The 14,119-nt window shown below is 66.5% G+C and carries 13 protein-coding genes; 10 read left to right on the top strand and 3 right to left on the bottom strand.

What is annotated here, in order from left to right; all coding sequences use genetic code 11:
* Positions 1-2: 2 nt before the first annotated feature.
* The 6 genes from E0E05_RS16630 to E0E05_RS16605 all read left to right on the top strand — a co-directional run bounded on the left by E0E05_RS16630 (position 3) and on the right by E0E05_RS16605 (position 5,937).
* Entirely contained in the window at positions 3-338 is a 336-nt protein-coding gene (locus tag E0E05_RS16630; RefSeq protein WP_131617708.1) for a hypothetical protein, read from the top strand.
* Positions 339-545: 207 nt separating this feature from the next.
* On the top strand, positions 546-977 hold the full coding sequence (gene sdhC, locus E0E05_RS16625) for a succinate dehydrogenase, cytochrome b556 subunit (RefSeq protein ID WP_131617707.1): 432 nt from the start codon (positions 546-548) through the stop codon (positions 975-977).
* 11 nt (positions 978-988) lie between these two features.
* Positions 989-1,369, top strand: coding sequence for a succinate dehydrogenase, hydrophobic membrane anchor protein (gene sdhD, locus E0E05_RS16620; protein ID WP_039725204.1), 381 nt, complete (start codon positions 989-991; stop codon positions 1,367-1,369).
* Position 1,370: 1 nt separating this feature from the next.
* Entirely contained in the window at positions 1,371-3,218 is a 1,848-nt protein-coding gene (gene sdhA, locus E0E05_RS16615) for a succinate dehydrogenase flavoprotein subunit (protein ID WP_131617706.1), read from the top strand.
* Positions 3,219-3,390: 172 nt separating this feature from the next.
* Positions 3,391-4,983: a sulfatase-like hydrolase/transferase gene (locus E0E05_RS16610; RefSeq protein ID WP_131617705.1), complete on the top strand. Its 1,593-nt coding sequence runs from the start codon at positions 3,391-3,393 to the stop codon at positions 4,981-4,983.
* A 174-nt stretch (positions 4,984-5,157) separates the two neighbouring features.
* Entirely contained in the window at positions 5,158-5,937 is a 780-nt protein-coding gene (locus E0E05_RS16605) for a succinate dehydrogenase iron-sulfur subunit (protein ID WP_131617704.1), read from the top strand.
* Between the two features lie 4 nt (positions 5,938-5,941).
* Here E0E05_RS16605 and E0E05_RS16600 read toward each other — a convergent pair whose 3' ends face one another.
* Complete coding sequence (locus E0E05_RS16600) at positions 5,942-6,910, bottom strand: alpha/beta fold hydrolase (RefSeq protein ID WP_158629402.1); 969 nt, start codon at positions 6,908-6,910, stop codon at positions 5,942-5,944.
* A gap of 117 nt (positions 6,911-7,027) precedes the next feature.
* Entirely contained in the window at positions 7,028-7,741 is a 714-nt protein-coding gene (locus tag E0E05_RS16595) for a fused DSP-PTPase phosphatase/NAD kinase-like protein (RefSeq protein ID WP_210215736.1), read from the bottom strand.
* A gap of 174 nt (positions 7,742-7,915) precedes the next feature.
* Here E0E05_RS16595 and msrA point away from each other — a divergent pair, with 174 nt between their 5' ends.
* The 3 genes from msrA to E0E05_RS16580 all read left to right on the top strand — a co-directional run bounded on the left by msrA (position 7,916) and on the right by E0E05_RS16580 (position 10,645).
* Positions 7,916-8,566 carry a peptide-methionine (S)-S-oxide reductase MsrA gene (gene msrA, locus E0E05_RS16590; RefSeq protein WP_131617700.1) on the top strand — a complete coding sequence of 217 codons (651 nt, stop codon included), beginning with the start codon at positions 7,916-7,918 and terminating at the stop codon, positions 8,564-8,566.
* Positions 8,567-8,720: 154 nt separating this feature from the next.
* A complete protein-coding gene (locus E0E05_RS16585) occupies positions 8,721-9,623 on the top strand; it encodes a lysophospholipid acyltransferase family protein (protein ID WP_131617699.1) in 903 nt (300 codons plus the stop codon).
* A 41-nt stretch (positions 9,624-9,664) separates the two neighbouring features.
* Positions 9,665-10,645, top strand: a complete 981-nt coding sequence (locus E0E05_RS16580; protein ID WP_131617697.1) for an endonuclease/exonuclease/phosphatase family protein — start codon at positions 9,665-9,667, stop codon at positions 10,643-10,645.
* A gap of 32 nt (positions 10,646-10,677) precedes the next feature.
* Here the strand turns inward: E0E05_RS16580 and fsa are convergent, their stop codons facing one another.
* Positions 10,678-11,331, bottom strand: coding sequence for a fructose-6-phosphate aldolase (fsa, locus tag E0E05_RS16575; protein ID WP_131617695.1), 654 nt, complete (start codon positions 11,329-11,331; stop codon positions 10,678-10,680).
* An 88-nt stretch (positions 11,332-11,419) separates the two neighbouring features.
* Between fsa and E0E05_RS16570 the strand changes: the two genes are divergently transcribed.
* A complete protein-coding gene (locus E0E05_RS16570; RefSeq protein WP_131617694.1) occupies positions 11,420-13,618 on the top strand; it encodes a primosomal protein N' in 2,199 nt (732 codons plus the stop codon).
* Positions 13,619-14,119: the final 501 nt, after the last annotated feature.

The following is a 14,119-nucleotide window of genomic DNA, read 5'->3' as shown; positions in this document are numbered from 1 at the left end:
CCATGGCTACGATTCGTGTTTTCCTGACCGCCGCCGCGCTCGCCGCAACCGTGCCGCTCGCCGCCTGCGTCGGCGGTGGCGATGTCGGTGTCACCCAGGGCAGCCAGCCGCGGCTCGCCAACTGGTCGTGCACCAAGGGCGTCCAACTGACGATCCGCCGCACCGGCAGCGGCATCGAGGTGGACGACAGCCGCGGTTTCACCGTGTCGCTGCCGCCCGATCCGCCCGGCCAGCGCGAACGCTACGCCAAGACGGGCTATGCGCTGGTCTTCGCCGGCCGCACGGCGAGCTGGTTCGCGCAGGGCTCGGGCGGCGCACCGACCGACTGCCGCCGCTGATTGGCGCATCCGCGACGCGGGGCGCTCTACAATCGATTGAAAGAAAAACGCTTTCGGCGCCTTTCCGCGCTTGAGACCAATTGCCCATGGCATCGTGACGCAGGGCCTTTGACGCAGTGCGAAACGCGCTCTAGAACGAGCCTCAAACAGAAGCGGCGCGCCCCGGGGCAGCGCCGTCGCGCAATCGGGACGATCAAGGGGAAAGCCGTGTCCTCGACAAGCTCATCGGCCGGCGCAGGCCAGGCCGGCACGAAAAACGCCAGACCCAGGCCGCTGTCGCCGCACCTGAGCGTCTACCGTTTCATTCCCACGATGGTCGCCTCCATCCTGCATCGCGCCACCGGTGCGGCGCTCTATTTCGGCACCTTGCTGATCGCATGGTGGCTGGTCGCGGCCGCCGCGGGGCCGGGCGCATTCGCCTGGGCGAACGGGTTCCTGAGTTCGTGGTTCGGCCTTCTGATCCTGTTCGGCTACACGTGGGTGCTGATGCATCACATGCTGGGAGGCGTGCGGCATTTCCTTTGGGACATGGGCCTCTTCGACAGCAAGCCGGTCTCGACCCGGCTCGCCTACGCCACCTTCGTCGGATCGGCCGCGCTGACCGTCCTGATCTGGCTGATCGCCCTGATCGCACGCTGAGGAGACCGCCCATGTCGATCATGACACCGCTCAAGCGCGCCAGGGGCCTTGGCTCGGCCAAGGACGGCACCGAGCATTTCTGGCGGCAGCGCCTGACCGGCCTTGCCAACGTGCCGCTGCTGATCGCCTTCGTCTTCATCCTGATGTCGCTGGTCGGACGCGACCACGCCTCGGTCACCGCCGCCTTCGGCAATCCGTTCGTCGCGGTCGTCATGCTCGCCGTGGTGGTCTCGGCGCTCTACCACGCCAAGCTCGGCATGCAGGTGATCATCGAGGACTATTTCCACGGCGAAGCGCTGAAGTTCACGCTGCTGTTCGCCAACATCGCCTTCACCATCATCGTCGCGCTGACGGCGATCTTCGCCATACTGAAAATGGGTTTCGGAAGCTGACATGAGCACCAACGGCAACGGCGCGGCGGGCGCGAACGGCCGCGCCTACACGTTCGAGGACCACAAGTTCGACGTCGTCGTGGTCGGCGCCGGCGGGGCGGGCCTGCGGGCGACGCTCGGCATGGCCGAACAGGGGCTTCGCACCGCCTGCATCACCAAGGTCTTTCCGACGCGCTCGCACACGGTCGCCGCGCAGGGCGGCATTGCCGCGAGCCTTCAGAACATGACGCCCGACAGCTGGCAGTGGCACATGTACGACACCGTCAAGGGCTCGGACTGGCTCGGCGATGTCGACGCCATGCAGTATCTGGCGATGGAAGCGCCCAAGGCCGTCTACGAGCTCGAACATTACGGCGTGCCGTTCTCGCGCACCGAGGACGGGCGCATCTATCAGCGGCCGTTCGGCGGCCACATGCAGAATTACGGCGAAGGCCCGCCCGTGCAGCGCACCTGCGCGGCCGCCGACCGCACGGGCCATGCCATCCTGCACACGCTCTACGGCCAGAGCCTGAAGAACAACGCGCAGTTCTTCATCGAGTATTTTGCCATCGACCTGATCATGGACGATGAGGGTGCCTGCACGGGCGTTGTCGCCTGGAACCTCGACGACGGCACGATCCACCGCTTTTCGGCCAAGATGGTGGTGCTGGCGACCGGCGGCTATGGCCGCGCCTATTTCTCGGCGACCTCTGCGCACACCTGCACCGGCGACGGCAACGGCATGATCGCCCGCGCCGGCCTGCCCTTGCAGGACATGGAGTTCGTGCAGTTCCACCCGACCGGCATCTATGGCGCGGGCTGCCTGATCACCGAGGGCGCGCGTGGCGAGGGCGGATATCTGGTCAATTCGGAAGGCGAGCGCTTCATGGAGCGCTATGCCCCTTCGGCCAAGGATCTGGCTTCGCGTGACGTCGTCTCGCGCTGCATGACGATGGAAATCCGCGAAGGCCGGGGCGTCGGCAAGAACGCCGATCACATCTTCCTGCACCTCGACCATCTCGATCCGGCGGTTCTGGCCGAGCGGCTTCCCGGCATTTCCGAAAGCGCCAAGATCTTCGCCGGCGTCGACGTCACCAAGGATCCCATCCCGGTGCTGCCGACGGTCCACTACAATATGGGCGGCATCCCTACCAACTATTGGGGCGAGGTGCTCAACCCGACCGAGGGCGAGCCCGACCGGATCGCCCCCGGCCTGATGGCCGTCGGGGAAGCCGGCTGCGCCTCGGTGCACGGCGCCAACCGGCTGGGGTCGAACTCGCTGATCGATCTTGTCGTCTTCGGCCGCGCCGCCGCGATCCGCGCCGGCGAGGTGATCGACCGCGAGGCTCCGGTGCCGGCCATCAACGAGGCGGCGTGCGAGAAGATCATGGACCGCTTCGACCGGTTGCGGCACGCCTCGGGCGGCACGCCGACGGCGGAACTGCGCGAGAAGATGCAGAAGATCATGCAGGAGGACGCCGCCGTCTTCCGCACCCAGGAGACGCTCGAACAGGGCTGCCGACGCATGGACGCCGCCTTTCAGGGACTGGCCGACCTCAACGTCACCGACCGGTCGATGATCTGGAACTCGGACCTGGTCGAGACGCTGGAACTGGAAAACCTGATGGCCTGTGCGATCACCACGGTCTATTCGGCCGAGGCGCGCAAGGAGAGCCGCGGCGCCCATGCCCGCGAGGATTTCAAGGACGGGCCGATGGCCGGGCGCGACGACGAGAACTGGCGCAAGCACACCCTGTCATGGATGAGCGAGACCGGCGCGGTGACGCTCGACTACCGGCCGGTTCACACCGATCTTCTTGCCGAGGGCATCGCGCTCGAAAAGATCGCGCCCAAGGCGCGGGTGTATTGAGCTCGACACGTTCCGCCGTGCTGCCCGACCGCCGGGCAGTTCCGACGAAATCAACGCTCTGTTAGCCATGTCGCGCGTCCGCGACCCGTTGACGGGCGGCGGATGTGCGGTGCCTTAAGCGAAACGAAATGCCTTGCGCGCTCAATGTCGCCGCGTCGACAGGGAGCAAGCCATGAGCGTGGCCGACAAGCAGCGATCGAGAACTCAAGGGCTCTGGATGGGTGCCGTCGCGCTGACGGCGGTCGCGCTTGGCCTGGTCGCACAGAGCCTCTTCGCCATCTCCCTGACGACGGCCAGTATCGGCGTGGCGGCGGTCGTGATGCTGGCGAGCTTTTTCGCGCCCACCGAGCCGAACCGGCTCCCGCTGCGGTTTCTGCCGCCGCTTGTTCTGCTGCCGGTGGTCCTGTTCGCCTTCTGGTATTTCATGACGATGGCGTTCGGGCATTTCGGCATCGGTCCGATCCTGTTCCACATGGAGTACGGCACGCGCGCCAACGGCGTGGTCGGGGCGTTCCTGCAGCAATGGATCTTCGAACTTGGTTCGTGCGTGCTGCTGATCGCCGGTGTCTGGATGATCGCGGCCGTTGATCACCGCTTCCGCAAGTTCGACCGTGTGCTGGTCGCGCCGCTGCTGCTGTTGAACCCGTTCACCTTTGCCACACTCGAATATGTCGGCGATGCGCAGGCGGCCTCCGAGCAACTGATCCAGAGCCGTTTCGTCGACACCGCCGAATTGCCGGCGCCGGGCGGCAAACGCCCGAACCTGATCCATGTCTTTCTTGAGAGCAGCGAGGCCAAGCTGGGCGAGGGGAGCGGTTTCGGCGACGTTCTCGCGCCGCTCGCGCCGTTCGCCGCGCGCGGCATCGAACTTGGCAATCTTCACGAGGCCGCCTTGACCAACTGGACGCTGGCGGGACAGGTGGCCGCCCATTGCGGCACGCCGCTGATGCCGCTCGGCCTGGTCAGCACAAACAGTTTCCACGTGCTCGACCGCAGCTTCCTGCCGGCCGCGACATGCCTTGCGGATCTCTTGTCGCGCGACGGCTACCGGACCACCTTCATGAAGGCGGCGCCGCTGGGATTTGCCGGAACCGACAAGTTCGTGGCCAGTCACGGCTGGACGAACCGGCTCGGCTTTCCCGAACTGCGCCCGGACTTCCCGCTGGGCGGCAATGAATGGGGACTGGACGACGAGGACGTCTATGCGGCCGCCGAGCGCGAGATCGCGCGCATGGACCGGTCCGGCGAGCCGTGGGCGATTTCCGTCACCAACATCGGCGGCCATGCACCGAAGGGTTTCGTGTCGCGCTCGTGCCGCAGTCGGCCGACGGTTGCGCGGCTGGCCGATCCGACTTTGCGGGCCTTCCGCTGCACGCACGAACTTCTGGCCGAGATGCTGACGCGGCTGGAAGCGGGTGGTTATCTCGACGACACCATCGTCGTCGTCCAGAGCGATCATCTGGCGATGCGCAACACCATCTACCGGCAGCTCCAGAACCACGATCGCCGTAACCTGTTCTTCGCCTTCGGTCCCGGCATCGAGCCGCAGGTCATCGAACGCGACATGACGATGATGGACATCTATCCGACGCTGCTCGACCTGATGGGCTACGCGCCCGTCGACGGGCGCGCCGGTGTCGGCGTGTCGGCCTTCGCGGCGGGCCCGACGCTGGTCGAGGAGCACGGGCTCGACGGGCTCGACCGGGCGATCTACGCCGATACCGAACTGCGCAACCGGCTGTGGGCGATCGGACCGGACGTCTGAACGCCGCCATTCGATGCGCCGCCCGTGACATCATGCCCCGGCCGATTGACCGGAACGTGCCGCCGCCCCAATCTCCTGCCAGATCGCACCCGGTGACGGCACCTTGGTCCAACTTGATCGATCGGCCATGGTCGCCTATCACCGCAGCGCATTGCACCGCAGCACGAGAACTCCATGGCTGAACTGACGCTTCCCAAGAACTCTACGATCGAGCCCGGCCGGACCTGGGCGCGGCCCCAGGGCGCCAACAACATCAAGGAGTTCCGCATCTATCGCTGGTCGCCCGACGATGATGCCAATCCGCGGCTCGATACCTACCATGTCGACCTCGACGATTGCGGGCCGATGGTTCTCGATGGCCTGTTGTGGATCAAGAACAAGATCGACCCAACGCTGACGCTGCGCCGGTCCTGCCGCGAGGGCATTTGCGGCTCTTGCGCGATGAACATCGACGGCACGAACACGCTCGCCTGCACCAAGGGCATGGACGAGGTCGACGGCGCGGTGAAGGTCTACCCGCTGCCGCACATGCCGGTGGTCAAGGACCTGGTGCCCGACCTGACCCACTTCTTCGCCCAGCACCGGCAGATCGAGCCCTGGCTGAAGACGACGACGCCGGCTCCGGAAAAGGAATGGCGGCAGAGCCACGAGGATCGGGCCAAGCTCGACGGGCTCTATGAATGCATCCTTTGCGCCTGCTGCACGACGGCGTGCCCGTCCTACTGGTGGAACGGCGACCGCTATCTGGGCCCGGCGACGCTGCTGCAGGCCTATCGCTGGCTGATCGACAGCCGCGACGAGGCGACCGGCGACCGGCTCGACCAGCTCGAAGACCCCTTCCGGCTCTATCGCTGCCACACCATCATGAACTGCACCCAGGCCTGCCCGAAGGGCCTGAACCCGGCCAAGGCGATCGCCGAGATCAAGAAGATGATGGTCGAACGGCGGGTGTGACCCTTCACCGGGCTTCGTCGAGACCGCCGATAAACGCGTCGATCGCGTCGAACAGATCGGCGTTTCGACCGACCCAGACATGGCCGCCATCGGCAAAGACGATGAGTTCGGCGTCGCTGGCCGCCTCGGCGAGAGCCCGGGCGCCCTCGTCGGTCCGATAGAGATCGTCCTCGGCGGAAATCGCCAGCGTCGGGACGGTGACGGCGGCGTAATCCAGGCTGATTCCGGAAACGCCGGCGGTGTCGTGAAGCAGGCCCTCGGCACGGGGGCTGACCGGAAGGATTGCGTCGAGAATGGCGGCGACGCGCGCCTGCTCCCCTTCGCTTGCCGCCGCGACAAGGGCCGGCTCGGTGGCAAGGACCGCTTCGGTCACCTGGTCCGGGAACAGGGTGATCGCCGCCCAGAACAGGAAGTCGGACCGCAGCGCGGCTCTGACGAGCTTTTCCTGAAGAGGTGACCATGGCTCGACGGGGGCCTGACCGGGTATGGGTATGGCCGGCACCACGGCGACCAGCGCCCTTGTTCGCTCGGGGTGGTCGATGGCGAACGCGACGGCCGAGATTGCGCCGGCCGAACCGCCCATGACAACCACGTCCTCAAGGCCAAGGGCATCGAGAAGGTCCACGTAGGCGTCCGTCTGGGCCTGCAGTGACGGGTCCTGCGGATAGGGCGTTGCCGGATAGCCGAAGCGCGAGGGCGCGATCACGCGGTATCCGCGCTCGGCAAGCGGCCGCGTCATCGCCAGCCCCTGATCATAGCCGCCGCCCGAGCCGTGGATCATCAGCACTGCCGGCCCCGTCCCCGCCTCGGCATAGGCCAGCGGTCCGCTCCGCGTCTCGATCCGGGTCACATCGTAGGCCGCAAGCCGCGCGCGGGCGGCGCCGATGTCGGACCGGTACGCCATAACGACCGCGACGGCCGCAACGATGACGACCAGCGTGACCAAGACCAGCGCGGCATGCCATATGCGCATAATCGGCACCTTCCGGCTGCAAGGATACCCGACGGGCGCGGGCACCATGCGCCGGCGGTCATGCGATGGCGTTGATCGGGGTCAAATCGGCGAAGGCCGCCTGCAGCCGCGCCGGGCTCACTCGCGCCGCAGAATGCGGTCGACGACGAGGTTGGCGAGGCCGCTCGAATCATGCTCGGCCATCATCGCCTCCTTGTCGTAGTCGGTGCGGAGCCATTCCGTGAACGCGATGCCCGTTTCCCGGTGCGCCCGCGCATAGGTATCGATGAAGCGGTCGAGCACGCCGGTCTTGGCGTGCCGGATGTGCAGATATCGCAGCGACAGTTGTCGCGCGGCCTCCTCGGGCGGACGGCCGGCCCAGAGCATATAGAGCGCGGCGCCGAGGCCCGCCCGGTCCGCGCCGGACTTGCAATGCATCAGCAGCGGTTTTTCGGCGGCCTCGAAGACGGCGAACAGCGATTCCACCTCCTCGACCGAGGGCGGCATGCGCGAGTAGAGCCGGCTGTCGATCAGCCGGATGCCCGCCTCCTCGCACGCGACCCTTTCGAGATGGTAGGTGCCCCAGCTCGACGCGCCGCGCAGATTGACGATCGTGCGGATGCCGCTGCGGCCCAGCGCGGCGATTTGGGTGGGCGAGGGCTGGTTCGAGCGCCACACGCCGGGGGCGAACTCGTCGATGTTGCGCCAGGTCAGCCGCAGGAAGCCGTGATCGAAGATCATCATGTCCCAATGGGCGCGCTGACGGTTGCCGGGCTTGTCGAGGTCGGCAATCCAGACGTCGCGCCATTGTTCCTGGCGTTCGCGAAACGCGGTCTTCAGTCGTGCAAGCAAGGTGCGTGGCCGTTTCGGCATCGTTCGGGCGCGGCCTGAATAGGCACCGCCAGGGGCTTTGACAAGCGGCGCGTGCGGGCGGGCGCACCGGCGCGCCTCACACATTCGTGTGCCGGATTGAGTTGCACGGCCGGGTGCAGGGGATAAGTGGGGATCAGGACAAAGGAGCAGATCATGCCGCTGACATTCCTTCGCACGCTCGCCCTGAGCGGGCTCTTCGCCGTGGCCGCGCTGGTTGCGCCCGCGCAGGCCGAAACGCGCTCGCTGGTCGTCGCCGGCGGCTGTTTCTGGTGCGTGGAAGCCGATTTCGACAAGGTGGCCGGCGTCGTCGGCACCGTCTCCGGCTATGCCGGCGGCGAGATGGACAACCCGACCTACCGCAACCATGGCCGCCACCGCGAGGTCGTCAGGATCGACTACGACCCGTCGGTGACCGACTACAGGACGCTGGTGGGAATCTTCCTGCGCACGATCGATCCGCTCGATGCCGGCGGCCAGTTCTGCGACCGGGGCCGTTCCTACGAGACCGCGATCCATGCCGCCGACGACGCCGAGAAGCAGGCGGCCATCGAAGCGGTCAACGAAGCATCGCAGGTTCTTGGCCAGCCGATCGTGACGCCCGTCGAAGGGCCGGTGACCTTCTGGCAGGCCGAGGACTATCACCAGAACTACTACAAGAGCCAGGAGAGCGTCCTCACCCGGTTCGGGATCATCACGCGCGCCGATGCCTATGTGAAGTACCGCGATGCCTGCGGTCGCGACGAGCGGGTGCGCGAGATCTGGGGCGATCAGGCCTATCGCGGCGTCGAAAAGCAGCAGAGCTGACCGGTCCGGGACCGATTCGGCCATCGCCTGACAAGGTTTTCCAGCGCCGTACACTCAAAGTGAACGGCAGCGTTTTCATGGCCTTGAGACCTGTGTCATAATGCCGATACAATAATCGGCAAGGGACGGTTAATTCCGACCGGACGTCATGGCCATGGAAATCCAGAGCGCGACATCGACCTTCGCGGGTGTCATCAACGGCCGTACCGAGGCGCGCGGTGACGTTACCCATGCGCATATCGTCGACGAACTGATCGCCGAGCGCGGCCAGACGCTCGTCCGGAGCCCGATCTGGCCGCTTCTGCGGCCGGCGCTCTACAAGGTCCTGCATTACGATCAGGCCGTTCGGATGGCCGACGCGGTCGCCGACATGAAGGGGCTGGACTGCTTCGGTTACGTCTCCGACCTCTTGCGCCTCGATGTGCGCGTGACCGGCACCGAGCACCTGCCGCGCGAAGGTGCGTTCATCCTTGTTTCGAACCATCCCACCGGCATCGCCGACGGGATCGCCGTGCACGACATGCTCAAGAGCATCCGTCCGGACTTCATGTTCTTCGCCAACCGCGACGCGATCCGCGTCTCCAAGGGGCTGGCCGACATCATCATCCCCGTGGAATGGCGCGCCGACCAGAAATCGCACTCCAAGAGCCGCGAGACTCTGGTGCGCACCAACCGGGCCTTCAAGGACGGAAGGGCGATCGTCCTGTTTCCGTCGGGCCGCATCGCCTACTGGTCGCACGGCGCCTTGCGCGAGCGGCCCTGGATGGCGACCGGCATCCAGATGGCCAAGCGCTACCATGTGCCGATCGTGCCGATGCACATGACGGCGCGCAACTCATGGCTGTTCTATCTGCTTGCGCACCGCAATCCGGAACTGCGCGACATGACGGTCTTTCACGAACTGCTCAACAAGACGGGCAAGACGTTCGGCATGACGCTCGGCGCGCCGATCGATCCTGAAACGCTCGCCGGCGACGTGCAGGATCTGACCGTCAAGTTGCAGGATCACTGCGAACACCAGCTCAAGGACGATCCGAAGGCCGTCTTCGCGGGTTAGGTGGTCGGTCACGCGCGACCGGCCCGGGTGAGGAGAACATCATGCCGGAGCGGTTTCGCATCGGCACCTACAACGTGCAGAACCTGTTCGACAGGTTCGACGACCCCTATTCGGTCGGCGACGACCGTTACGGGCTGTTCCGTACGGTGCCCAAATCCCGGTCCAAGCTCTACGACATGGGCGTGCGCATTCGCGAGAACGGCGTCGGGAGCCGGCCGATCGATATCGTCGGCCTGCAGGAGATCGAGAGCTTCGGCGCCCTGCTCGACTTCGTGCAGGCGAGCGTCGGACCCGACTATGGCGCCAAGACGGGCGTCGTCTCGCAGCCGTCGAACGACCCGCGCGGCATCGATCTGGGCCTGATCTGCACGCGGCATTTCCGCATCGGGCGGATCACCAGCCACCGCTTCCACAAGTTCCGGCGATCGGACGGCGCGCTCTATCAGTTCGGTCGCGACTGCCTGCAGGTGGAGATCCTCGACGAGGACCGCGAGGAGCTGGTGCTGACCGCCTTCATCTGTCACTTCAAGTCGAAATACACCGGCATCGACCCGTTCTCGGACCCGGCCGGATACGAGGCCGAGCAGGCGCTGAACACGATCAAGCGCAGCGCCGAGGTGAACGAGGTGATCGACATCGTCTCCCGCGCCGTCGATGTCACGCGCGACCGGTTCGTGATCGTCGGCGACTTCAACGACACGCCCGACAGCACGCCGCTGCAGCCGCTTCTGGGCGAAAACAACGTGCTCGGCGTGGTCGACGCGCTGACGGTCATCGATCAGCCGGACGAGGCGCCCGCCTCACCGGTCAGGCGGCCGCGCGACACGCACATGTGGAAGAGGCCGCAGGCGGACGGCAGCCGCGTCGAGGAGTGGGCGCAGATCGACTACATTTTGTGCTCGCAGGCGCTTTGGGCGCTGAGCACCGGCCATGCCGACGTGATCAACTCGCCCAAGGACCAGGGTTCGGACCACTACCTGGCCTACGCCGAATTCTTCGATCCGGCCACGGCGACGGGCTGACGGCCCTTCGGCAGCCGATCTGCCGTCTCGGGTCAGGCGATCGTCTGGCCGGTCTTTTCCCAGTCGGCGAGGAACGCGGCCAGGCCCTTGTCGGTAAGCGGATGCTTGACCAGCGCCTTCAGCGTCGCCGGCGGCACGGTGGCGACGTCGGCGCCGATCATCGCGGCCTGCTTGACGTGGTTGACCGTGCGGATCGAGGCGGCGAGGATCTCGGTCTCGAAGCCGTAATTGTCGTAGATCGTCCTGATCTCCTCGATCAGCTCCATGCCGTCGATCGCCATGTCGTCGAGCCGGCCGATGAAGGGCGAGATGAACGTCGCACCCGCCTTGGCGGCGAGCAGGGCCTGATTGGCCGAAAAGCACAGCGTCACGTTCACCTGCCGGCCGCCCTGGGTGAGCGCCCGGCAGGCCTTCAGCCCGTCAAGGGTCAGCGGCAGCTTGATGCAGACATTGTCGGCGATCTTGCCGAGCACCTCGGCCTCGCGCATCATGCCGTCGAAATCGGTGGCCGTGACCTCTGCCGAGACGGGCCCTTCGACCATGTCGCAGATTTCCTTCGTCACCTCGGCGTAGGGCCGGCCCGCCTTCATGATCAGCGAGGGGTTGGTGGTGACGCCGTCGAGAAGGCCGATATCGTTGAGTTCGCGGATCTCGTTGACGTCCGCCGTGTCGACAAAGAACTTCATGGGTCCCTTTCCCGCCTTTCGTGATGGATGCGGCCGCGCCGCGCATTCGGGTTCCGTTTAGAGCAATCAGGCGGCAAGGTCACGGGCCATGTCCGCCGATTCGTCCACCGCGACGCAAACCGTTCCCGTGCTGGTGCCGACCCCGTCGCCCGAGCCCTATACCTATGCGCTCGGCGAGGGCATGCAGGCCGGGCCCGGCACGATCGTGCAGGTGCCGCTGGGGCCGCGCCAGGTGCCGGGCGTGGTCTGGGACGGGGCGGGCGAGGACGCCGCGGTCGATCCGAAAAAGCTCAGGCCCGTCACCGCCGTCTTCGACTGTCCGCCACTGACCGGCGACATGCGCCGGTTCATCGGCTGGGTGGCGCGCTACACGCTGTCGGCGCCGGGCATGGTGGCGCGCATGGTGCTGCGCGTGCCCGCCGCGTTCGAGCCCGAACCGCCGGTCCCTGGGCTGCAGCTGACCGAGCGGCGCCCCGAGAGGATGACGGCGGCGCGCGAACGCGTGCTGGCGCTGGCCGGCGAGAGCAGCCCGATGGCCTGGACGCGGTCGGGCCTGGCGCATGCGGCGGGCGTGTCGCTGTCGGTCGTCGACGGGCTGACGAAAGCCGGCGCGTTCGAGGAGATCGCGCTGCCGCCGCAGCCGGTCGTCGCGGCGCCCGATCCGGCCTATGGGGCGCCGGATCTGCAAGGCGAGCAGGCGCAGGCGGCGAAGGCGCTCGCGGACGAAGTGGCCGCGCATGCGTTCTCCGTCACGCTGCTCGAGGGGGTGACCGGCGCGGGCAAGACCGAGGTCTATTTCGAGGCGATCGCGGCGGCGCTCGAAGCGGGCCGGCAGGTGCTGGTCATGCTGCCGGAGATCGCGTTGACGCAAAGCTTCATCGACCGGTTCGAGGCGCGGTTCGGCGCGCCGCCGGCGCCCTGGCATTCGGACCTGCCGCCGAAGACACGCGAAAAGGTCTGGCGGCAGGTGGCTGAAGGGTCGGTCCGGGTGGTGGCGGGCGCGCGCTCGGCGCTGTTTCTGCCGTTCGCCGATCTCGGCCTGATCGTCGTCGACGAGGAACATGACGCCGCCTACAAGCAGGAGGATCGCGTCTACTACAATGCCCGCGACATGGCGGTGGTGCGCGCCAAGCTCGCCCATTGCCCTGCGGTGCTGGTCTCGGCGACCCCGTCGGTGGAAACCCGGCACAATGCGCTCGAGGGGCGTTACCGGCATGTGCGCCTGCCACGGCGGTTCGCCGATGCCGCGCTGCCGGACGTCGCGCTCGTCGACATGCGCAAGAGCCCGCCGGCGCGGGGCGGTTTCCTGTCCCCGGTGCTGCTGGAGGCGATGGCCGAAACGCTTCAGCGCGGCGAGCAGTCGCTCCTGTTCCTCAACCGGCGTGGTTACGCGCCGCTGACGCTGTGCCGGGCCTGCGGGCACCGGTTCGCCTGCGAGAACTGTTCGGCTTGGCTGGTCGAGCACCGGTTTCGCGGCCAGCTCCAGTGCCACCATTGCGGCCATCACGAGCCGGTGCCCGAGGCCTGTCCGCAATGCGGCACGTTCGACCATCTGGTCGCCTGCGGGCCGGGGATCGAGCGCATCGCCGAGGAAACGCTGGCGCACTTTCCCGAAGCGCGGGTGATCGTGCTGTCCTCGGACATGGTCGGCGGCGTCAAACGGCTCAGGCTGGAGATGGAGTCGATCGCCAAGGGCGAAGCGGACATCATCATCGGCACGCAACTGGTCGCCAAGGGCCACAATTTTCCGCTGCTGACGCTGGTCGGCGTGGTCGACGCCGATCTGGGCCTTGCCAATGGCGATCCGCGCGCGGCCGAGCGGACCTTCCAGCTCCTGTCGCAGGTCACGGGCCGGGCCGGGCGGACCGGCCGCAAGAGCCATGGCCTGATCCAGACCTACCAGCCCGAGCACCCGGTTCTGAAAGCCTGCGCCGACGGCGACCTTGAAGCCTTCTACGCCGCGCAGATCGCCGAGCGGAAACGTGGCGCGATGCCGCCCTTCGGCCGGCTGGCGGCGATCATCGTGTCGGCCAATGACCGCCAGAGCGCGGAGGCGCACGGTCGGGCGCTGCGCGCCGCCGCGCCCGCCTCGGGCGACATCATGGTGCTGGGACCGGCCGAGGCGCCGCTCGCGCTGGTGCGCGGCCGGCACCGGTTCCGGCTGCTGGTGCATGGCTCGGAGCGGGCCGACATGCAGGCCTATCTGCGCGCCATGATCGCCGCCGCGCCGAACCCGCGCGGCTCGGTGCGCGTTGCGGTCGATGTCGACCCGCAGAGCTTTCTGTAAGAGTGGATGCGACGGCAGGCTCCCATGAACACCTGCCGCTCAGGAGTGGCCATTGGCATTACGCCGCCGGGTCCGTCCACAACAGATGCGGCTCACAGCTCTGCCGCCTCACAGCTTATTCGCAATCCGCTACGCGAGGGTTGTCTCAGGTATGCCACGTCTGAGGTGGGCCGAGATCCCTCAGGGCATCTGCCCTGCTATTCTGCGAACCTCGACCCATCACGACCGAGGCTTTTCATTCACCGCTTGTCCGTGTCCCTTTAATGAGCCTGAGTGATGTGATGCTCAGACATCACGGGTCGGGGTGTAGAAAAACGCTTCCAAGAGAGAACTCCTTTCGGCCGGATTTCTATCGAGTCGAACTATGGCTAACCCGCGTTCCTGGTCAAGACGATATTCGTGGTTTGTTCTTTCTCCCACAGAGAGTTTTGGCTCGGTGCGCGTGGCGGTCGATGTCGACCCGCAGAGTATTCTGTAAGCCGTTTCCTTTGACTTGCGCGG

This window comes from Roseitalea porphyridii, assembly GCF_004331955.1.
GTDB classification, from domain to species: Bacteria; Pseudomonadota; Alphaproteobacteria; order Rhizobiales; family Rhizobiaceae; genus Roseitalea; species Roseitalea porphyridii.
The sequence above is the reverse complement of the archived record's forward strand: the minus strand, read 5'-3'. Positions and strand labels throughout refer to the sequence as shown.

Excerpts from the sequence above, each read along its gene's own strand:
- E0E05_RS16630 (WP_131617708.1), top strand. The coding sequence starts at position 3 with ATGGCTACGATTCGTGTTTTCCTGACCGCCGCCGCGCTCGCCGCAACC.
- E0E05_RS16585 (WP_131617699.1), top strand. The coding sequence starts at position 8,721 with ATGGAAATCCAGAGCGCGACATCGACCTTCGCGGGTGTCATCAACGGC.
- E0E05_RS16610 (WP_131617705.1), top strand. The coding sequence starts at position 3,391 with ATGAGCGTGGCCGACAAGCAGCGATCGAGAACTCAAGGGCTCTGGATG.
- E0E05_RS16580 (WP_131617697.1), top strand. The coding sequence starts at position 9,665 with ATGCCGGAGCGGTTTCGCATCGGCACCTACAACGTGCAGAACCTGTTC.
- sdhA (WP_131617706.1), top strand. The coding sequence starts at position 1,371 with ATGAGCACCAACGGCAACGGCGCGGCGGGCGCGAACGGCCGCGCCTAC.
- msrA (WP_131617700.1), top strand. The coding sequence starts at position 7,916 with ATGCCGCTGACATTCCTTCGCACGCTCGCCCTGAGCGGGCTCTTCGCC.
- E0E05_RS16600 (WP_158629402.1), bottom strand. The coding sequence starts at position 6,910 with ATGCGCATATGGCATGCCGCGCTGGTCTTGGTCACGCTGGTCGTCATC.
- E0E05_RS16605 (WP_131617704.1), top strand. The coding sequence starts at position 5,158 with ATGGCTGAACTGACGCTTCCCAAGAACTCTACGATCGAGCCCGGCCGG.
- fsa (WP_131617695.1), bottom strand. The coding sequence starts at position 11,331 with ATGAAGTTCTTTGTCGACACGGCGGACGTCAACGAGATCCGCGAACTC.
- sdhD (WP_039725204.1), top strand. The coding sequence starts at position 989 with ATGTCGATCATGACACCGCTCAAGCGCGCCAGGGGCCTTGGCTCGGCC.
- E0E05_RS16570 (WP_131617694.1), top strand. The coding sequence starts at position 11,420 with ATGTCCGCCGATTCGTCCACCGCGACGCAAACCGTTCCCGTGCTGGTG.